Below are 19,329 nucleotides of genomic sequence, written 5' to 3' on the forward strand. Positions count from 1 at the left end.
GAGCCGGAGCGTAACCGGTCGCGCTAATCTAGAACAAGTTTCAGACTCGATGGTACAGAGGGTGGATCACCCGGCAACCGGACGGCCCCCCGCGGGCCCGCCCGGGGCGCGCGGGGCCGCCTGCGTGACGGACGGACGTGCCCATGGACCGCATGACCGGCGGTGTGACCGGCGGGACCGGCGTGCCCGGTGGAACCAGTGTGACCGGTGCAGCCGGTGTGTCCAGTTTGTCGCGGCTGACCGTACGGCAGGAGGCCCGCCGGCGGCGCATCCTGGAGGCCAGCACCCGGCTCGCCGCCGGGGGCGGCTTCGACGCGGTCCAGATGCGGGAAGTGGCCGAGGAGTCCGGGGTCGCGCTCGGCACGCTCTACCGCTACTTCCCGTCCAAGATCCATCTGCTGGTCGCGGTCATGCAGGACCAGCTCGGGCGGCTGCACGGCACGCTGCTGGACCGCCCGCCGGCCGCCTCGACCCCCGGCGAGCGGGTGGCCGAAACACTGCTGCGCGCCTTCCGCGCGCTGCAGCGCGAACCGCTGCTGGCGGAGGCGATGGTGCGGGCGGTGATCTTCGCCGACCGGTCGGTGCGCGAGGACGTCGACACCGTGTCGGTGCTGACCCGGGCGATCATCCTGGACGCGATGCGGCTGCCCGGGGAGCCGAGCGCGGAGTGCCTCTCGGCCGTTCGGGTGGTCGAGCACACCTGGCACGCGGCGCTGGTCAGCTGGCTGACCGACCGCGCGGCGGTGCGGCAGGTGCAGACGGACATCAGGACGGTGTGCCGGCTGGTCCCGGCGGAGTGAAACGGCGGGCGCGGTGTCACCCACACGGGTGGCGCGAAGCGCTCGGCGGCGCGCGCCCCCCGAAAGCATCTCATCCACCCCTGTCTGCCTCCGAATGACGTGAATCAGGGTCCTCCTGGACAACTCGCCAGGGTAGGAATGGACCGCTCCCTTCCGGTCCCGCCCGTGAGGACCGGTATGCGCCGAGACAAGGGGAAGGCCGAGTTGATACACGTTCTGGTGGCCCATGACACCAGCCTGATGCGGTCCGCACTGGCGGCGCTGCTGGGCAACGAGCCGGATTTCGTGGTGACCGACACGGGGTGGTGCCAGATGGGTGAGCCGGGGCGATGTCCCGGCTCACAGGTGTCCGTGGTGGACGCGGACTGTCCCGGCTGGCGCCGGCACACCGACCTGTACGCGACCCCCGGCGCCGGAGTGCGCGGGCTCGCGGACGGCGCCGGCGGCGGGCGCAGCGCGGTCATCGTCCTGACCAGCAGCGGCAAGCCGGGCAACCTGCGGCGGGCGTACGCGGCGAACGCGCTCGGCTTCGTCAACAAGGACCGCTCCGCGGACCGCTTACCGGCGGCGATACGCCGCGTCGCGGAGGGGAAACGGTTCGTCGACGAGTCGCTGGCGGTGGAGTTCCTGCAAGCCGCGGACATGCCGCTGACGCCGCGCGAGCTGAGCGTGCTGTCGCTCAGCGCGGAGGGCGCGTCCGTGACGGAGATCGCGCGCAGCCTGCACCTGTGCAACGGCACGGTGCGCAACTACCTCGCGGCCATCACCCGGAAGACGGGGGCGCGCAACAGGGTGGACGCGATCAGGATCTCCCGCTTCGCGGGGTGGGTGTGAGCGGGACCGCCTCCGGGGCGGGCGCGGGGGCCGGGGCGGGGGCCGGGGCCCAGGCGGCGGCGAGGTCGCGGTAGAGCGGCGAGAGCGCGAGCAGCTCGGCGTGCGGGGCGCACACGGTGTGCGCGCCGTCCAGCACGAGCGTGCGGGCGGCGCGGCGCGCGGAGCTGATGCGGTGGGCGACGACGACAAGGGTTGTTTCCGGCCGCGCCGCGAACGCCCGCTCCGCGCGGGCCTCCGCGTCCGCGTCCAGATGACAGGTCGCCTCGTCGAGCAGCACGATGCGGCCGGGGGCCGCGTACGTCCGGGCGAGCGCGAGCAGTTGCCGCTCCCCGGCGGAGAGGGCGGCCGGGTCGACCCGGCCGCCCAGCCCCCCCAGCGCCGCGACCAGCCCCCCGGCCCCCACCGCCGCGACGGCGTCCGCGACGGCCCGCTCCCCGGGCTCGCCCGGCTCTCCCGGCTCTCCCGGCAGCAGGTAGCCGACGTTCTCGGCGACCGTGCCGCGGAAGACGTACGCCTCCTGCGGCACGAGCACCACCTCCCCGCGGACCCGCACCTCCCCCGCGCCGGCCCGCAGCACCCCCGCGACCAGCCCCGCGAACGTCGACTTCCCCGCCCCGCTGGGCCCGACGACGGCCAGGTGCTCCCCGTCCACGACGGCCAGGTCCACCGCGTCGAGCACCGGCACGGCGCCGGGCCCGTACGCGAAGCTGACCCCGCGCAGCTCGACGGCGACACCGCGCGGGGGCACCCCGCGGCCGCGTGCCGGAGAGCCGTCCGTGGCGGAGCCGTCCGCCCGCGCGGCACCCGGGGCCGCGGCCGGCGGGGTCAGTCGGGTCAGGATGACGCCCAGTCGGGTGCCCGCGGCGCCGAGGGTGTGGACGAGGTTCTGCAGGGCGGGCTGGAGGGACTGCGTCAGGTAGGCGAAGGCTCCGAGCAGCGCGCCCGGGGTGATGCGGTGCGAGGACAGCAGCCAGGGCGCCGCCAGCAGCAGCAGGACCAGCGGGAGCTGGCCGCCGACCGCGAGGGCCGCGGTGCGCACCACCCCGAAGCGGGCCAGTGAGCGGGCGGCCCCCAGCGCGGCCCCGATCCGCTCGTCGGCCCGCGCGGCGACGGGCTCGCGGGCCCCGCACGCCGTGATGTCCCGCAGCCCCGCGGCGAGCGCCCCGCACTCCTGCGCGACCGCCTCGTCCGTCGTGAGGTAGCGGTTCTGCCGCCGGGCCAGCGGGCGCAGCGCCGCCACGAACAGCCCGACGCCCGCCGCGAGCGGCGGCAGCACCACGAGCAGCAGGACGGGCGCCAGCGCGACCATGCCGGCCAGCGCGCCCGCCGCCGTGAACGCGAAGGAGCGCAGCACCATGACGATGCCGCCGAAGGCGTCCCGCGCGATCTCCACCTGGTGCGTGAGCCGCGAGACGACCGCGGAGTCCGCCGTACGCCCACCGCCCCCGGCCCGTACGGCGTCGCGCAGCCCGCGCCGTACGACCCCGCGCACCAGCCGGTCCCGCAGCGGCTCGACGAGCGCGGCGACCCCCCCGAAGACCCGCGCGGTCCCGTACGCCCCCGCGGGCACCCCGGCGGCGGCGAGCGCCAGCCACCACAGCCCGGTGCTCTCGCGCCCGCGCAGGAAGCCGTCGTCCATCGCCCGGGCGAGCGCGTACCCGAGCAGGAACGTCTGCCCGGCCTCCAGCACGGACCACGCCAGGAGCACCGCGACAACCCGGCCCCGCCCCCGGAAGGCGTCACGCAGCCGCATCCCCCCTCCCGTGTCCCCGCCCCCGCCCGGGCCGCCGTCGGCGTGCGGCCCGGGCGGGCGGTGGGCGGCGGGAGGCTCAGGCATCGGACGCTCCGAAGAGGGTGCGGTAGGCGGGATCGGGCCAGAGGTCGGTGTGCGGGGCCAGAGCCCGGAGGCGGCCCCCTTCCAGCCAGGCGACGAGGTCGGCGCGGGCCGCGGTGGTGGCGCGGTGGGTGGTGAGCAGGCGGGTGCGGTGCGGGTGGTCGTGGAAGAGGGCGCGGGCGACGCGCAGTTCGGTGACCGTGTCGAGGCTGGACGTCGCGTCGTCCAGGACGAGCAGCCGCCCCGGGTGGGCGAACGCCCTTGCCAGGCCGAGGCGTTGGTACTCCCCGCCGGAGAAGGGCGCGTCCTCGCGGAGGGTCGCGTAACCGGCGGGGAGCAGCGTCACGAAGCCGTCCGCCTCCGCGGCGCGCGCGGCCCGCGTGACGTGCTCGGCCGGGAGGGGGCGGGGCCCGAAAGCGACGGCGTCCGCGATCGTCTCGCCGAGCAGCACGGGACGTTCGAAGGCGTAGCCGACCGCGTCCCGCAGCTCGCGCTCCGCGAGGTCCGGCAGCGGGCAGCCGTCGAGCAGCACGGTGCCGCCGTCCGGGTCCGCCAACCGCCCGGCGAGCGCGGCCAGTACGGACTTGCCCGAGCCCGAGCGCCCCACCACGGCGACACAACTGCCGCCCGGCACGGTCAGGTTCAGCCCGTCCAGCACGGTCTCGCCGCCGCGGCACGCACGCACGTCGCGCAGTTCGAGCGTGCCCGGCCCCTGCGGGGGCAACTTCCGCTTCCCGTACGCCGGTACGGGCTCGGCCAGCACGTCGGCGACCCGCGCCGCCGCGGCCCGGCCGCGTACCAGCGCGCCCAACTGGCCGACGACCACGCCGATCCCGGTGGCCAGCAACACGTAGCGGCCCGCCGCGAGGAGGTCGCCGGGGCTCAGCGCGCCCTGCGCCAGGCGGACGCCGCCCACCGCGAGCACGGCGATCTGGAGCAGCGGCACCAGCACCATCGACTGCGCCGTGGCCCGGCCCTGCACCTGCCACATCTTCCGCCCGTGCTCGCCCAGTTCGGGCAGCGGCCCGAGCACGCGGGCCGTCTCGCGGCGCTCGGTCCCGGCCGCGGCGATGGTGCGGGCCCCACCGAGCGCCTCGACCAGCAGCGTCGCGATCCGGCCCTGCGTCTCCTGGTAGCCGGTGACGCAGTCCGCCGACGCGCGGGCGAAGCGGTGGACGAGCAGTGTCAGGAGCGGGGCGCCCGCGAGGAAGACCGCGGCGAGCCACAGGTCGGTGAGGCCCAGAGCGACGATGCCGCCGACCGGTGCGGCGAGGGCCGCGGGCAGGGCGGCGGCGGCCGCGGGGGTGCCGGCGGCGTCGGCGGCGTTGCCGACCAGCCGGGTGACGAGGTCGCCCTCGCCGTGCCGGGCGGCGGCGCGCGGTCCCGCGGCGAGCATGTGCCGCAGGGTGCGGCGGCGTACGAACGCGGTGGCTCGCGCCGTCGTCACGCCCGTGAGCAGGTCTTCCGCCGCGGCGGTCGCCGCCTGGGCGGCGACGATCGCCGCGCACAGGGCGACCCAGCGGGTCGCGGATTCGCCGCGCAGCAGGAGGTCCAGGGCGTGGCCCAGGGCGGCGGGCAGCCCCACCGCCCCCGCGGCGGACGCGAGCCCCAGCACGCTCAGGGCGGTGACCCGCCCCACGTCCCGCCGTGCGGCCTCTGCGACGAGTCCCATGGCCTCTCCCTTCCGAACGCTCCGACCTGCCACGTGCGGTGTCCCGCACGACCTCCCGCCGGTGGTGGGTTGCGCACGCAGTTCTCCCCCGGGCTTCGCCTGGGCCGTGCCCCCACGCGCCCCCGGGGCATTGCCACTCGGCGTGGCATGTCGCCCTTCCCCCGGTGGGGGCTGGTCGCGCAGTTCTCCCCCGGGCTTCGCCTGGGCCGTGCCCCCACGCGCCCCCGGGGCATTGCCACTTGGCGTGGCATGTCGGCTTTCCCACCGCTGTGGCCGAGCGCGCAGTTCCCCGCGCCCCTGAAAACGCTCACCCCGCGCGGTGAGGGGTCGCTTCTGCCGCGCAGGGCAACCCCCAGGGGCGCGTGGGGGCACCTCCCGGGCGGAGCCCGGGGGTGAATTGCGCTCCCCCGGCGCTCCGCCCGGGCGGTGCCCCCAGCCACAGCGGCGGGGAGGTCGCGCGGACCGCACGGGGCAGCCCGGGGCGCAACGGGGGCCCACCCCCGTGGGTGGGGTACGGGGTCGGCCCCGGGGGGCGGTTGGGGCCGCCGCCCGGGGCCGCCGCCGCGGGGGCTAGAGGCAGATCAGGAAGCTCACGGAGCTGATGCAGCTCAGCAGGCTCAGAGAGCTCGCGGCCCCGCCGCCGTGGTTGTTCTCGGTCTCCATGTTCTGCAGGTCGAGGAGCGCCATGACATGTCCCTTCGTCGGTCGTGCGTGGATGGGTGGTGCGCGGTCCCGGCCGCGAGTGGCCGGGCCCGGTTCAGGAGCCGCCCGTGAAGGGCGGGAGGAAGGGCAACCCCGCGGCGGCGGCGCCGCCGGTCGCGGCTCCCAGGGCGAGCAGGCAGCCGGCGGTGCCGGTGCCGAGGTCCATGGAGAGCCGCATCATCTGGTTGCCGGGGAAGGCGAGCCCGCCGCCGTACGGCATGCCGTACCAGCCGAGCGCGCCGGTCTGCTCGGCGAGCGCCCCGGCAGGCACGGGGGTGCGCGTGCGCGCGAGGTGCAGCAGCGTGCCGGCCCGGCCGGCGAGGAGGCCGGGCTGGGCGTACAGCCGGAGCGTGGCGGCGCGCACGATGTCGGTGCGGGCCTGCTCGAAGCGGACGGCGTCGTCGGGGGTGAGGGTCCCGGCGTGCCGGGCGAGCGGCAGCAGGTCGTCGAGGACCATGCCGATGCCCGCGCTGCCGTCGCCGAGGTACGGCATGGTGCGCCAGCCCTCGTCGACGTCGAGGCCGCCCGCGGCGGTGTGCACGCAGCGGTCGAGGTCGAGGGACAGCGCGCGGGCGGCGTGCACGAGCAGGCCGCGCGCGCCGGTGCGCTCGTAGAGGCGTACGAAGAGCAGCGCGGCGCCGGTCGCCCCGTGCATGAGCCCGGCGCGCGGGGTGCCGCCGGAGAGCCGGGCGGCGACGATGCCGGCGGCCTCCAGGGCGCGGTCGCGCAGCGAGATGTCGCCGGTGCTGCGGGCGAGGCCGTCCAGGACCAGGCCGAGGCCGGCGAGGCCGCCGTACAGGTCGGAGGCGAGGTGCTGCCACTTCTCGGCGAGCAGGGTGTGGACGAGGTCGAGCGCGCGGTCGGTGTGGCCGAGCCGGTCGAGGACGTACGCGATCCCGGCGACGCCGTCGTAGAGGCCGAGCGGGGTGCCGTTCGGGGGCGGCGCGGTGCGGTCCAGGAGCCAGCGCTCGCCCTCGGGGTAGCGGGGCAGCCCGGTCTCGGCGAAGGCGAGCAGCACGCCGGCGGCGCCGTGCGCGATCCCGAGGCCGCCGCCGTCGCCGAACTGTGCGATGTCGCCGGGGAAGAGCCGGTCGTCGCGCCGCGGTGTCGCGGACGCGAGGATCGCGTGGGCCATGGCGTCGCGTGCCGCGGGCCAGTCCCCGACGTCGACGGGCAGGTAGCCGCGCGAGCGGCCGACCGCCGTGCGGGCGGCCCCGGTCGGCGCCGGCCGGGCCGCGGGCCCCTGCTCGGGGGCGTCCTCCCGCCCGGACGGCGCCACCGCCCCCGGCCCGGCCGCGGGTCCCCCGCCCGCAGCCTCCCCCGGGCCTTCCTCACGGGTGATCTCGTGTACCGCCTCCGCCAACCACGCGTGGGGCACCGGGAATTGCCCGGCGATCACCTCCGCCAGATGGGCCGCCTTCGTACGGTCGATCGGCAGGAGGGTGGTGACGGGGAGGAAGAGGGCCAGGCGCAGGCACGCGAGGGCGTAGCGGTCGACGGCCGTGCCGCGGCGGTCGGGGGGCGCCATGAAGCCGGGGTGGGCGACGGACTGGCCGCGCCCGTCTCCGGCGTCTGTCGCCGCCTCGAAGTCCAGGAGGCGGACGGACTCGTCGTCGGGGCCGACCATGACGTTGTACATGTGCAGGTCGTTGACGACGAGGCCGCGCGCGTGGACCGCGGCGACGGCCCGCTCCACGCCCTTGTGGATCCGAAGCGCCCAGCGCGTGTAGCCGGCGACGGCCTCCGGGTCGGGCTCGGGCGTGAGCAGCGGGTGGCGGTGGCCGAAGTAGCTGTTGAGCGGCTTGCCTTCGAGGAATTCCATGACCAGGAAGCGGTGGTCGCCGAGGGTGAACCAGTCGCGTGCCTCGGGCGCGACGCCCGACCCGCCGAGCGCGCGCAGCACGTCGCGCTCGCGCTCCAGGCGGGTGACGGCGTCGGCGCCGTCGGAGGCGAGCCCGGCGTGCGGGCGGCCCTCCTTGAGGACGACCTTCTCCCCGGTGCGGGTGTCGATCGCGGTGTAGACCCCGCCGCCGTTGGAGAAGTGCAGTGCCTTCTCGATGCGGTACGGGAGTTCGCCGACGGTCGTGGCGTTGCGCGCCTTCAGGTGCGGGCGCAGGAAGTCCGGCAGCGTCACCCACTCCGGTACGTGGAAGGCGGGCGCGCGGCTGTCGGGGACGAGCCGGCCCTCGGCGTCCTCGATCGCTGAGACCAGCGTGCCGTGCTCGCCGACGCAGAAGCGTTTGGCGAAGGCCCCGTAGCGCACGTAGAGCGGGCCCTCGCGCCAGCGCAGGTCGGTGAGGATGTACGGGCCGGGTTCGCCGTCGAGGAGTTCGCCGAGTTCTTCGAGGATCTCGCGCAACTGCGGTTCGCCGTCCGGGTAGATGGTGACGAACTTTCCGCTGGTGTCGCGCCCGGCATATTTCGAATTGCGCAGGTGCAGCAGCTGCGGGCTGGGCACGAATTTAAACGGAATGCCACGGGGCACGCAGTGGTCCCACACCTTGGCGGCCACCTTGTCGGCGTTGCCGAGGCCGGCGGAGACATGGATCTTCCAGCCCTGCAGGGGGCGTTCGCCCCCGCCGGAGCTGGCGTCCGCGCCGACGGCCGGGCCCGGGTCGAGGTGCAGCCAGTCCCCGACCCGGAGGGTGCGCCAGCCGTCCGGCACATCGCGCTGCGCGGTCTCGAAGGCGGCGACCGGCGTCCGGACCGGCCCCTCTCCCGAGACCGCGCCCGACACCGCGCCGCCCACCGCACCGGATGCCGAAGCGGAATCACCGGACACGGCCATGGGAAGCCGGTCGAGGCTTTCGTAGAAATGCCGGTCCGCGAGGCAGAAAACCTCGTAGCGGTTGTCCATCGATCCCCCTTGTGGCGGTGACGGACACGAGATTTCCATATCGGCGGGCGGGCGGAGAAGTCACTGTTGTCACCTCCTGGCCGTGCGGAACGCACGGGTCCGGCGGGCGCGTCGGCGTAGTCCGGGGGCGGGGTCGGCGTAGTCCGGCGGGCGTGCCGGAGAGGGCGCGCGGCCGCTCAGTTGCCGAAGGAGGCGGGCGTGAGCTTGAGCGCGGACAGCAGCGCCCGGTCGCGGACCGCGGTGGGCAGCCGCCGGGCGACGCGGACGGTGCGGGCGTCCGGCCCCACGAGGTAGCGGGTACGGGGGCGGCGCGCGGTGAGGGCGTGCCGGACGGCGTCGACGGCCGCGTCCACCGGGTGCAGCTTGCTCGCGGCGACGGACGCGGCCGCGGCCTCCACCGCGCGGGCGTAGCGGCGTTCGACGTCGGGCCCGCCCGCGAGGCCGTCCGCCTGCGCGGAGCGGACGGCGCGGTCGAAGATCCCGGTCCGCATCGCGCCGGGTTCCACGAGGGCCACGCGCACGCCCTGGTGCCGCAGTTCGATCCGCAGTGAGTCGGTGAGCGAGGCGAGTGCGGCTTTGGAGGCGGCGATCGGGCCGAAGAAGGGGAGGGCGACGAGCGAGCTGAGGGCGCCGATGTTGACGATCCGCCCGCCGCCCGCCCGGACGGCGGGCAGCACCGCGCGGGTGACGGCCATCAGCCCGAGGACGTTGACGTCGAACTGCCGGCGCAGCGCGTCGCCGGGCACCTGCTCCCAGAAGCCCTGCACGATCAGGCCCGCGCTGTTGACCAGCCCGTCGAGGCGGCCTCCGACCTGCTCCGCGGCGCCTCGCACGCTCGCGTCGTCGGTGACGTCGAGGACGACGGGGCGTACGTCGCCGGGGAGTTGGGCGAGCCGCGGCGCGTCCTGGGGGGCGCGGTGGGCCGCGTGGACCGTCCAGCCCTCGGCGGCGAGCCGCCGGGTGACGGCGAACCCGAGGCCGCCGGTTGCTCCCGTGACCAGCACGGACCTGGCGGGCGGGGTGGCTGTGTGCGACAAGGGACGTGCCTTTCGGTGGGAGTGGACTCCCTTTCACCCTCGGCCGGTTGGCGGCAGCCGTGAAGAGTGGGGTTCCTACTGGTGGCGCCGGCACCAGGATCGGCGGCGGCAACCGCCGGGCCCCGCCTCCGCGTCGACCGCCGGACCCCGCCTCCGCGTCAACCGGACGCCCGCCCGACCCGACGCCGTCCGACTGATGCTCTTCGGCCATCCGGGGGCCTCCGGGCACCCGGCGCGGCCCGCACCGCGCGAAAAGACCGCGACAACCCGTACCCCGTCAACACCCGTACGCCATAAGGGAGTTGACTGTCCGAGAACATATGTACCGCCGAACCTTATGGGGCAATACTGCCCCTCTGCAACCTTGTCGCCGAAATTTCCAGAAACGATCTGGACCCGGCGTGAGCGGAACGGCACACTCGAACCAGAGTCAAGAAGGGACACCATGCCGCTCAGAAGCACCGCAACCGCCCGTCAGGAGCGCCTCGGTGCGGAGCTACGGAAGATGCGCGAGGCAGCCGGAATCACCGCCCGCGACACCGCCCGTCTGCTCGGCACCGACCCGGCCAAGGTCAGCCACATCGAGGCCGGGCGGCTCGGCGTCAGCGAGGAGCGGCTGCGGCGCCTCGCGTCGTTCTACCAGTGCGGTGACGAGGCCCTCATCGACGCGCTGGTGGTGATGGCCAACGGCATCGGCCGCAAGGGCTGGTGGGAGGCCTACCGGGGGATCGTGCCGGCCCCGATCCTGGACATCGCCGAGCTGGAGTTCCACGGCACCTCGATGCGCGCCGTCCAGATCACCCACATCCCCGGGGTGTTCCAGACCGAGGACTACACCCGCACGATGTTCAGCAACACGGTCCTGCCGCTGCCGCAGGCCGAGCTGGAGGCCCGTATCGCCCACCGGCTGGAACGCAGCGGCGTCCTCTACCGGGATTCGGCGGCGCCGTACGAGGCGGTGATCCACGAAGCGGCGCTGCGGATGGGCTACGGCGGCCCCAAGATCGCCCGGGCGCAGCTCGACCACCTGGTGGAGCTGAGCCACCTGCCGCGGATAAGCGTCCGGGTCGTACCCTTCGCCACCCACGCGTACTTCAGCTCCGGCCACGTCCACCTGTACGTGTGCGGCGCCGTGCCCGCCCTCGACACGGTGCAGATGGACTCCTCGCCCGGCCCGATCTTCCTGCACGCCGCGCCGCACCTGGCCAACTACCGCGTCATTCACCAGCGTCTCGCCGCAGCCGCGCTCGACGAGTCCCAGTCGCGGGACTTCATCCACGCCGTCGCCCGAGACCTCTGACATCCGAAGGCAGCCGATGACCGCGCATACCACGACCTGGCAGAAATCCACGTACTCGAACGATTCGGGCGATTGTGTGGAGGTCGCCGCCACGGCGGGTGGCACGGTGCTGATACGGGAGAGTGACGATCCGGGCGTCGTGCTGTCCACGACGCCCGGCGCGCTGGCCCGCTTCCTCCAGGCGATCAAACGGGGCTCGGCCGCCGGCTGACACTCCGGCGCCCGCCCGGCGCCGGAGCCCGCCACGGCCGGCCGAAGGCCGCACGTTAGGGTGAGGGATCCCCCGTCCCGGAAAGGCCCGCTCCCATGTCCCTGCGCCGCCGCGCCGCCCTGCTGGTGACCGCCGCCTCGACGCTCACGGCCCTGGCCGCGCCCGCCGCGCTCGCGGACACCACGCCGCCCGCCGCGCCGAGCACCCCGCCCGTCACACGCGCGGACCTCTACGGCGCGGGCGACCCGACGTACGACGGGGTGTGGCGGCAGGGCTACGCGGAGATAGCCGTGTCCATGGGCGGCTACTTCGTCAACGGCCGGGCTTCCTCCTGGCTGCTCGCCCAGCAGTGCGCGGACGGCGGCTGGCCCTCCTACCGCGCGGACACGGCCAAGCCCTGCGACCCGAAGACCGAGGACACCAACGCCACCGGCATGGCCCTCCAGGCGCTCCAGCTGACCGGCGCCGGGAGTCCCGCGGTCAAACGCGCGCGTGACTGGCTGGCCAAGGTGCAGAACGCCGACGGCGGTTGGTCGTACAACCCCGGCGGCCCCTCCGACCCCGACTCCACCGCAGTCGTCATCGCCGGAATCGGCGCGGACGCCGCCCGCAAGCCCAACGCCAAGGGCAAGTCGCCCTACGACGCGCTGCGCGGCTTCCAGTTCGGCTGCTCGGCCGCGCCCGCCGACCGCGGCGCCTTCGGCTACCCCGGCACGGACGGCAAGCTCGTCCCGAACGCGAAGGCCACCGCCGACGCCCTGCGCGGCCTGGCCGACGCACGCCTCGCCGGCCGGCAGGTCACCGAGACCGCCACGACCACGCCCACCGCCCCCGACTGCGCCGCGGACCCCGACGCCTACGCCTCACTCGACCCGGTGGGCACGGCGGCGGCGGCCGGCACCTGGCTGGCCGCCCAGGTCGCCAAGGGCGGCGGCCACCTCACCGCCGTCACCCCCGGTGCGACGGCGCCGGTCCCGGACTACGGCACCACCGCCGACGCCGTCGTGGGCCTCGCCAACGCCGGCCACGTGACGGAGGCCCAGCGGACCTACACGTGGCTTGCCGCCAACTCCGCTGCCTGGGCCAAGGGAAACCCCGCCGCCCTCGCGCAGCTGGTCCTCGCCGCGAACGCCGCGCAGTCCCCCCGCGCCTCCGGCGCCGACGACCCGCTCCCCCAGCTCATCGCCCTCGGCCCGGCCGCCACCAAGCGCGCGACCGGCGCCGAACTGCGCTCCGACGACAAGAAGGACGACGGCCTGTCGTCCAGCGCCACGACCTGGATCATCGTCGGCGTCGTCTTCGTCGCGAGCGCCGGTTTCGGCCTCCTCCTCAGCGGCCGCAAGCGACGCCGTCCATGACCCCCGACCACCCCGCAGGGGCTACACCCGACCGGTCCGCCACCCCGGCGGAGGGGGAACGCCGCCGGTCCCCCGCCCCCGCGGGACCGCCCCGTCCCGCCTCCCCCGCGGAGGCCGTACGCCGCCGCGCCGCCCTCCCGGCACGGACCGCGCGCCGCCGCTTCGCCGTCCTCCCCGCCGCCGCGGCGACCGCGGCGCTGCTGCTGCTCGGCCTCGCCGCGCCCGCGCACGCCGCCGGCTACCGCTACTGGTCCTACTGGCTGCGCTCGGGCGCGACGTGGACGTACGCGCAGACCGGCCCGGCCATGCACATACCCGCCGACGGCAGCGTGGAGGGCTGGCGCTTCGCGGTGAGCAAGGACGCCGCCGCCAAGGCCGTCCAGCCGCGCGGCACCGCGGACTTCGCGACCATCTGCGCGGACACGCCCGCGGTCGCGGGCCGCAAGCGCGTCGCCCTCGTCATCGACCCGGGCACCGGTGCGGACGCCCCCGACCGCGGCACGCCCCCGCCCCCCGCCCGCACCGCCTGCGCGCAGGTCCCCACCGCGGCCTCCTCCGCCGACGCCCTCGCCGCCGTGGCCAAGCCGCTGCGCTACAACTCCGCCGGCGTCCTGTGCGCCATCACCGGCTACCCCGCCGCGGGCTGCGGCGACGAGGTCACCTCCACCTCCGCGTCCCCCACCTCCAGCCACTCCGGCCCCTCCCTCGGCCTCCTCGCGGGCGCCGCCGCCGTCGCCGCCCTGGCCCTGGCAGCCACCTGGCAGTTCCGCCGCCGCCGATGACCGCGTCGCCCCACCCGGAGGACCGCACCCCGCAGGGGCGCGAGCCCGACACCGACCGCCGCGCGGAGCCGGCAGCACCCACACCCGGGACGCCTGGGGGCACCTCCCGGGCGAGGCTCCGGGGGAGAACCGCGCGCCCGGCCGAAGGCACGGGGAAGATCCCGTCCCGACGGGACGAGGCACCCCCCGGGGAATCCGCCCCCGGCGGGAAGGTCCCGCCCCACCGGGCCGCCCCCACCCGGCGGGGGGAGTCCGCGGCCCCCGGCAGCGCAGGGCCGCCACCCCGGACCCCCGCCCCCGGCGGAAGGAACAGGACGCCTCAGGGCCCCGCCCCCGGCGGAACCCCCACCCGGCGGGAAACCCTTCATGCCGGGGCCTGGTGGATCTGGGCCCTCGGCCTGGCCACCGCGGCGAGCCGCACGACGAACGTGCTGCTCCTCGCCCTGGTCACGGCGGTGACCGCCTACGTGGTCGCCGCCGCCCGCACCGACAACGCCCCCTGGTCCCGCTCCTACGGGACCTTCCTCCGCCTCGGCCTGCTCGTCCTCGCGATCCGCGTCGTCTTCGCGGTCGTGCTCGGCTCGCCGATCCCCGGCACGCACACCCTCGTCACACTCCCCGAGGTCCCGCTGCCGGGCTGGGCGCAGGGTGTGCGGCTGGGCGGGCGGGTCACCGCCGAGGCGGTGGTCTTCGCGCTGCGCGACGGCCTGAAGCTCGCGACGCTGCTGGTCTGCCTCGGCGCCGCGAACTCCCTCGCGAACCCCGCCCGGCTGCTGAAGTCGCTGCCGGGCGCGCTGTACGAGGCGGGCGTCGCCGTGGTCGTGGCGATGACCTTCGCCCCGCACCTGGTCGCCGACGTGGCGCGGCTGCGCGCCGCACGCCGGCTGCGCGGCCGGGACGACCGCGGGGTGCGGGCACTGCTCCAGGTGGGCCTGCCGGTGCTGGAGGGCGCGCTGGAGCGGTCCGTCGCGCTGGCCGCCGCGATGGACGCGCGCGGCTACGGGCGTACGGCCGACGTACCGCCCGCCGTACGCCGGGCCACCGCCGCGCTGACCGTCGGCGGCCTGCTCGGGGTGTGCGCGGGGACGTACGGGCTGCTCGCGGCAAGCGGCAGCGGTGCGGACTACGGGCTGCCGGTGCTGCTGCTGGGCCTCGCGGCGGCCCTGGCGGGACTGCGGCTGGGCGGGCGCCGCTCGCCGCGCACGCGCTACCGCCCCGACCCGTGGGGCACCCGCGCATGGCTGGTGGCGGGCTCGGGCGCGGCGGTCGCGGCCGCGATGATCGCCGCGGCGACCTACGCGCCCGACGCGCTGGACCCGCCCGCGGTGCCGCTGACCGCGCCGACGCTGCCGCTGTGGCCCGCGGCGTGCGTCCTGCTCGGCCTGGTCCCGGCCGTGGTGGCGGCCCCGAGGAGCGCGAGGCGCCCGGAAGGAGAGACGCGGTGATCCGCTTCGAGCAGGTGTCCTTCCGTTACGCGGAGGGCGCGGAACCCGCCCTGAGCGGGGTCGACTTCGAGGTACCCGAGGGCGAGATGTGCCTGGTCGTCGGGCCGTCCGGGGTCGGCAAGTCGACGCTGCTGGGCGCGGTGAGCGGCCTGGTGCCGCATTTCACCGGCGGGCACCTGGGCGGGCGGGTGAGCGTCGCCGGGCGCGACACCCGTACGCACCGGCCGCGCGATCTCGCGGACGTCGTCGGCACGGTGGGGCAGGACCCGCTGTCGCATTTCGTGACGGACACCGTCGAGGACGAACTCGCCTACGGCATGGAGTCGTTGGGGGTGCCGCCGGAGACGATGCGGCGGCGCGTCGAGGAGACCCTCGACCTGCTGGGCCTGGCCGAGCTGCGCGACCGCCCCATCGCGACACTGTCCGGCGGGCAGCAGCAGCGGGTGGCGATCGGCTCGGTGCTGACCGTGCACCCGAAGGTGCTGGTGCTGGACGAGCCGACGTCCGCGCTGGACCCGGGCGCGGCGGAGGAGGTGCTCGGGGTGCTGCAGCGGCTCGTGCACGACCTCGGCACGACGGTGCTGCTGGCGGAGCACCGCCTGGAGCGCGTCGTCCAGTACGCGGACCAGGTGGTGCTGCTCCCCGCGCCGGGCGCCCCGCCCGAGGTGGGCGACCCCGCCGCGATGATGGCCGTCTCCCCCGTCCACCCCCCGGTCGTCGCCCTCGGCCGCCTCGCGGGCTGGTCCCCCCTCCCCCTCTCCGTCCGCGACGCCCGCCGCGCGGCGGCCCCCCTGCGCGCCCGCCTGGAGGGCCTGGCCCCGCGGAGCGAGCCGGCACGGGGGGCGTCGGGCAGTACACCCGCAGTGCCGGAAGGGCCGGGCAGCACACCCGCGACGCCCGCCACGCCGGGTGCGGGTCGTACCGCCGACGCCCCGGGGGCCGTACGCGTCCGGGGGCTGCTGCGGCGCACGGACGGCGCGGGTCGCAGCGGCCTCGGCGGGGACGTGCTCGTACGGGCCGAGGCGCTGGCCGTACGCCGTGGGCGGGTCGAGGCACTGCGGGGGGTGGACCTCACCGTACGGGCCGGGGAGACGGTCGCCCTCATGGGCCGCAACGGCGCCGGGAAGTCCACGCTCCTGTCCACCCTCGTCGGCCTGCACGCCCCGTCCGGGGGTTCGGTGACCGTCGGCGGCGCCGTACCCCACCGGACGCGCCCCGCGCAGCTGCTGCACCGCGTCGGGCTCGTCCCGCAGGAGCCACGCGACCTGCTGTACGCGGACACCGTCGCCGCCGAGTGCGCCGCCGCTGACCGGGACGCCGCCGCGCCGCCCGGCAGTTGCCGCGCGCTCGTCGCGGACCTGCTGCCCGGCGTACCGGACGACGTCCACCCGCGCGACCTCTCCGAGGGCCAGCGGCTCTCCCTCGCGCTCGCCGTCGTCCTCACCGCGAACCCGCCGGTGCTGCTCCTCGACGAGCCGACCCGCGGGCTGGACTACGCGGCGAAGGCCCGCCTGGTGACCCACCTGCGCGCGCTCGCCGCCGCGGGCCACGCGATCGTGCTCGCCACGCACGACGTGGAACTCGCCGCAGACCTCGCCGACCGCGTCGTGATCCTCGCCGACGGCGAACCGGTCGCCGACGGCCCCACCCCCGACGTCGTCCTGTCCTCCCCGGCCTTCGCCCCCCAGACGGCGAAGATCCTCGCCCCCTCCCCCTGGCTGACGGTCGCCCAGGTCGCCCGAGCGCTGGAGGCGACGCCATGAGCCGCCGTACCGACCCCGTACGACTCGGGCCGCGTGCGGTCGTCGTCCTCGGGCTCGTCTCGCTCGTCGGCGTCGCCGCCTTCTGCTGGCCGCTGCTCGCCGCGCACGGTTCGGCCGTGGCCGCGCACAGCGCCGACGCGCCCTGGCTCTTCGCGGCGCTGCTGCCGCTGCTCGTCGCCGTCGTCATCGCCACGATCGGCGACAACGGCATGGACCCCAAGGCCGTCGCGATGCTCGGCATGCTCGCCGCCGCCGGTGCGGCGCTGCGGCCCCTGGGCGCGGGCACGGCGGGCATCGAGCCGATGTTCTTCCTGATGGTGCTCTCCGGCCGGGTCCTGGGTCCCGGCTTCGGCTTCACCCTCGGCTCCCTCACGATGTTCGCGTCCGCGCTGCTCACCGGGGGCGTCGGACCCTGGCTGCCGTTCCAGATGCTCGCGATGGGCTGGGTGACGACGGGGGCGGGGCTGCTGCCCTGGCCATCCCTGCGCGGGCGCCGCGAACTCGCACTGCTCGCGGGGTACGGGGCGGTGGCCGCGGTGGCGTACGGCACGGTGATGAACCTCCAGGGCTGGCCCTACATCGGCGGCCTCGCCTCGGACATCAGCTACTCCCCGCACATATCGCTTGCCGCGAACCTGGCGAGGTTCACCACCTACTGCCTCACCACTTCCCTGGGCTGGGACCTCCCGCGGGCCGCCCTCACGGCCGTCCTCTCCTTCACCCTCGGCCCGCCCGTCCTCGCCGCCCTCCGCCGCGCAACGCGCCGCGCGGTCTTCTCCCCCGAACTCACCTTCACGCCTCCGGCGCGGTAGGGGCCTCCCGCGCCTGCGGCGCGGGGTGTTTTCCCACCCCTACCACCCGTGCAGACAGGACGTCGGCTGACGGCCACCTGTGGGGGTGACCCGCCATCGGGGCGAACCGCAGTCCCCGAAACAGCCCCCACCGGCAGGCAACCGCCGACGAAACCCACGAGGAGGGGGACGACTACCCCACCCACCCCACCGGACGGAACGCGACCAACGCAACGCAGGAGGAGGGGGGACGATCACCCCACCCACCCCCACCCCCCACGGGCGGGCGGCCGCCGACACGACGGGGGAGGGGGACGATGCGCCACCCACCCCCGCCCCCACCGGCGGGCAGCCGCCGACGAGACGTCGGGAGGGGGGCGATCCGGGGGTGCCCCCGCAGGAATGCGCTTCCCAGCCCCTCAGCCACTACGGAAGAGGGCGAACGCGCATTCCGAGGAGGTACCCCCGGAGTGGCACCCGACCCCACCCACCGAAGCAGAAGCGCGATGCCCCGCCGGGCAACAACAGGGGCGCGAGGCTGCATCCGATGTGCGGCCGACGCCGCGCGGGCGCGACCAGCCCCCACCCACCGCAAGGTCCCGGCACGGACGGCCGCCCGGCAGGGCGAGGGCACCCGCCGGGCCGAGCGGCCGAACGCCAAGGCTCACGGCGTGGGCAGCGCCAGAAGGTGAGAGGTCAAGGCGCGATACCGGCGCAAAGCCAAGCGCAGCGCTTCCGTGTCGGTGCCGCCCTGCGCGACCGCGGCCCGCGCACCGGCCACCGCGCGCTCGGCGCGGTCGAGGGCCTCGGCGAGAACCTCCTCCGCCTCCCCCACCGCACCCTGCGGCTCGTCGACGAAGGCGAGCACCGCCTTCTCCATCCGCTCCTCCAGCTCGCCCCCCGCACCGCGCGTACTGCCCGCACCACCCGTACCGCCCGGCAGGGCAGGCAGCGCCCGCGCGGCACGCGGCCCGCCGGAAGAGGGAGCGGAAGAGGTTGAGGGAGCGGAATCAGCTCCCTCCGGCGTCTCCCGTACCTCCGGCGTCTTCCGCACCTCCGCCGCCTCCGGCGTCTCCGCCGCCTTCCGCACCTCCGGTGTCTCCCGTACCTCCGGTGTCTTCCGCGTCTCCGACGCCTCCCGCACCTCCGGCGTCTTCCGCGCCTCCGCCGCTACCCGCGCCTCCGGCGCCACCCGCTTCGTGTCACTCACCGCTCCGCCCCCGTCGTCGTCCGCCCCCGCGCGGTCAACGCGGCGAACCGCTTGCCCAGCGGCACCTTCGCGGAGCCGTCCGCGCCCGCCACGCCCCCGGCGGACTCCGCGGACTCCGCGGACTCCGCGGACTCCGCGGACCCCGCAGGCGTGGCCGCCCCGAGCAGCTGCTCGAAAAGGCCCCGCGCGCCGAGGAGGGCGGCGCGCCGCCCCTCCGTGTCGAGGGAGGCGTCGGTCGCAGCGGCGTGCGCGTCCCGGTAGCCCTGGACGTGGTACGGGTGGTGGACGGAGAGCGCCTCGACGTGCTCGGGCGAATCCGCCGCCGGGTAGCCGCATTCCACCGCGAGTTCGCTGACCACCGCTTCCGCCTCGGCCAGCGCGGCGCCCGGGTCGTCGACGAACCGCCCCTGGATCGCGGTCCAGCGCCCCGCGTACCGCTGCCGCGCGTCGTCGTCGAGCGTCGCCCGCTCCATGCCTCGGTAGCGCTTGACGCGCCCGGCGAGTTCCCGGCGGGCCGCGCGCGCGTCGCCGTCGTGCACGGCCAGCGTCCGCTCGTACTCCGGGCCGAAGCGCCGCTTCACGCCGGGGCCCGCGCCGCCGCCCTGGAGGAGGACGACCGCGACCGCCGCGACGATGACGACGACCGCCACCGCGAGGGCGATGATCGTTCCTGTGGACATGGTCTGCTCCCGTCTGTCCCGATGTGGGCCTCAGACGTTCGGCTTGCCGCCAA

At 75.9% G+C, this 19,329-nt stretch carries 16 protein-coding genes; 9 read left to right on the forward strand and 7 right to left on the reverse strand.

The features are described 5' to 3' along the window. Positions 1-143: 143 nt before the first annotated feature. Positions 144-800, forward strand: a complete 657-nt coding sequence (locus IH54_RS0117405) for a TetR family transcriptional regulator (RefSeq protein ID WP_234343576.1) — start codon at positions 144-146, stop codon at positions 798-800. A gap of 240 nt (positions 801-1,040) precedes the next feature. Then, a complete protein-coding gene (locus IH54_RS0117410) occupies positions 1,041-1,634 on the forward strand; it encodes a response regulator transcription factor (RefSeq protein WP_043181352.1) in 594 nt (197 codons plus the stop codon). On the opposite strand, the gene IH54_RS0117415 is transcribed toward IH54_RS0117410, so the two are convergent. The 5 genes from IH54_RS0117415 to IH54_RS0117435 all read right to left on the reverse strand — a co-directional run bounded on the left by IH54_RS0117415 (position 1,603) and on the right by IH54_RS0117435 (position 9,736). Beyond that, positions 1,603-3,387, reverse strand: coding sequence for an ATP-binding cassette domain-containing protein (locus IH54_RS0117415; protein ID WP_031517740.1), 1,785 nt, complete (start codon positions 3,385-3,387; stop codon positions 1,603-1,605). The genes IH54_RS0117410 and IH54_RS0117415 overlap by 32 nt on opposite strands. A 76-nt stretch (positions 3,388-3,463) precedes the next feature. Beyond that, complete coding sequence (locus tag IH54_RS0117420) at positions 3,464-5,140, reverse strand: ABC transporter ATP-binding protein (protein WP_052397560.1); 1,677 nt, start codon at positions 5,138-5,140, stop codon at positions 3,464-3,466. 570 nt (positions 5,141-5,710) lie between these two features. Then, positions 5,711-5,827 carry a SapB/AmfS family lanthipeptide gene (locus IH54_RS0117425; RefSeq protein ID WP_031517743.1) on the reverse strand — a complete coding sequence of 39 codons (117 nt, stop codon included), beginning with the start codon at positions 5,825-5,827 and terminating at the stop codon, positions 5,711-5,713. 70 nt (positions 5,828-5,897) lie between these two features. Further along, entirely contained in the window at positions 5,898-8,699 is a 2,802-nt protein-coding gene (lanKC, locus tag IH54_RS0117430; protein ID WP_031517745.1) for a class III lanthionine synthetase LanKC, read from the reverse strand. A gap of 176 nt (positions 8,700-8,875) precedes the next feature. Next, the gene (locus IH54_RS0117435) at positions 8,876-9,736 is read right to left on the reverse strand and encodes an SDR family NAD(P)-dependent oxidoreductase (RefSeq protein ID WP_043181324.1); all 861 of its coding nucleotides are present in this window, start codon (positions 9,734-9,736) and stop codon (positions 8,876-8,878) included. Positions 9,737-10,181: 445 nt separating this feature from the next. Here IH54_RS0117435 and IH54_RS0117440 point away from each other — a divergent pair, with 445 nt between their 5' ends. The 7 genes from IH54_RS0117440 (at position 10,182) to IH54_RS0117470 (ending at position 17,407) form a co-directional block, all read left to right on the forward strand. Then, complete coding sequence (locus IH54_RS0117440) at positions 10,182-11,036, forward strand: helix-turn-helix domain-containing protein (RefSeq protein WP_031517749.1); 855 nt, start codon at positions 10,182-10,184, stop codon at positions 11,034-11,036. 16 nt (positions 11,037-11,052) lie between these two features. Further along, complete coding sequence (locus IH54_RS0117445; protein ID WP_031517751.1) at positions 11,053-11,247, forward strand: DUF397 domain-containing protein; 195 nt, start codon at positions 11,053-11,055, stop codon at positions 11,245-11,247. 95 nt (positions 11,248-11,342) lie between these two features. Continuing rightward, on the forward strand, positions 11,343-12,605 hold the full coding sequence (locus tag IH54_RS0117450) for a prenyltransferase/squalene oxidase repeat-containing protein (RefSeq protein ID WP_031517753.1): 1,263 nt from the start codon (positions 11,343-11,345) through the stop codon (positions 12,603-12,605). Further along, positions 12,602-13,387 (forward strand): SCO2322 family protein, encoded by a 786-nt coding sequence (locus IH54_RS0117455; RefSeq protein ID WP_324607801.1) that lies wholly within the window; start codon positions 12,602-12,604, stop codon positions 13,385-13,387. Before IH54_RS0117450 ends, IH54_RS0117455 begins: the two co-directional genes overlap by 4 nt. Before the next feature lie 383 nt (positions 13,388-13,770). Next, complete coding sequence (locus IH54_RS39880) at positions 13,771-14,832, forward strand: CbiQ family ECF transporter T component (protein ID WP_052397572.1); 1,062 nt, start codon at positions 13,771-13,773, stop codon at positions 14,830-14,832. After that, positions 14,829-16,595 carry an ABC transporter ATP-binding protein gene (locus IH54_RS0117465; protein ID WP_031517757.1) on the forward strand — a complete coding sequence of 589 codons (1,767 nt, stop codon included), beginning with the start codon at positions 14,829-14,831 and terminating at the stop codon, positions 16,593-16,595. The genes IH54_RS39880 and IH54_RS0117465 overlap by 4 nt, the downstream gene beginning before the upstream one ends. Continuing rightward, positions 16,592-17,407 carry an ECF transporter S component gene (locus IH54_RS0117470; protein WP_031517759.1) on the forward strand — a complete coding sequence of 272 codons (816 nt, stop codon included), beginning with the start codon at positions 16,592-16,594 and terminating at the stop codon, positions 17,405-17,407. The genes IH54_RS0117465 and IH54_RS0117470 overlap by 4 nt, the downstream gene beginning before the upstream one ends. A 643-nt stretch (positions 17,408-18,050) precedes the next feature. Here the strand turns inward: IH54_RS0117470 and IH54_RS45590 are convergent. Next, entirely contained in the window at positions 18,051-18,266 is a 216-nt protein-coding gene (locus IH54_RS45590) for a hypothetical protein (RefSeq protein WP_159011904.1), read from the reverse strand. A gap of 326 nt (positions 18,267-18,592) precedes the next feature. Next, on the reverse strand, positions 18,593-19,276 hold the full coding sequence (locus IH54_RS0117480; protein ID WP_031517763.1) for a hypothetical protein: 684 nt from the start codon (positions 19,274-19,276) through the stop codon (positions 18,593-18,595). Positions 19,277-19,329: the final 53 nt, after the last annotated feature.

This window comes from Streptomyces sp. NRRL F-5123 (genome assembly GCF_000721495.1).
Lineage (GTDB): Bacteria > Actinomycetota > Actinomycetes > Streptomycetales > Streptomycetaceae > Actinacidiphila.

Bases quoted from the DNA above. Each gene is read 5' to 3' on its own strand.
- IH54_RS45590 (WP_159011904.1), bottom strand. From the start codon at position 18,266: ATGGAGAAGGCGGTGCTCGCCTTCGTCGACGAGCCGCAGGGTGCGGTG.
- IH54_RS0117455 (WP_324607801.1), top strand. From the start codon at position 12,602: ATGACCCCCGACCACCCCGCAGGGGCTACACCCGACCGGTCCGCCACC.
- IH54_RS0117450 (WP_031517753.1), top strand. From the start codon at position 11,343: ATGTCCCTGCGCCGCCGCGCCGCCCTGCTGGTGACCGCCGCCTCGACG.
- lanKC (WP_031517745.1), bottom strand. From the start codon at position 8,699: ATGGACAACCGCTACGAGGTTTTCTGCCTCGCGGACCGGCATTTCTAC.
- IH54_RS0117480 (WP_031517763.1), bottom strand. From the start codon at position 19,276: ATGTCCACAGGAACGATCATCGCCCTCGCGGTGGCGGTCGTCGTCATC.
- IH54_RS0117415 (WP_031517740.1), bottom strand. From the start codon at position 3,387: ATGCGGCTGCGTGACGCCTTCCGGGGGCGGGGCCGGGTTGTCGCGGTG.
- IH54_RS0117440 (WP_031517749.1), top strand. From the start codon at position 10,182: ATGCCGCTCAGAAGCACCGCAACCGCCCGTCAGGAGCGCCTCGGTGCG.
- IH54_RS0117445 (WP_031517751.1), top strand. From the start codon at position 11,053: ATGACCGCGCATACCACGACCTGGCAGAAATCCACGTACTCGAACGAT.
- IH54_RS0117425 (WP_031517743.1), bottom strand. From the start codon at position 5,827: ATGGCGCTCCTCGACCTGCAGAACATGGAGACCGAGAACAACCACGGC.
- IH54_RS0117410 (WP_043181352.1), top strand. From the start codon at position 1,041: ATGCGGTCCGCACTGGCGGCGCTGCTGGGCAACGAGCCGGATTTCGTG.
- IH54_RS0117470 (WP_031517759.1), top strand. From the start codon at position 16,592: ATGAGCCGCCGTACCGACCCCGTACGACTCGGGCCGCGTGCGGTCGTC.
- IH54_RS0117420 (WP_052397560.1), bottom strand. From the start codon at position 5,140: ATGGGACTCGTCGCAGAGGCCGCACGGCGGGACGTGGGGCGGGTCACC.
- IH54_RS0117405 (WP_234343576.1), top strand. From the start codon at position 144: ATGGACCGCATGACCGGCGGTGTGACCGGCGGGACCGGCGTGCCCGGT.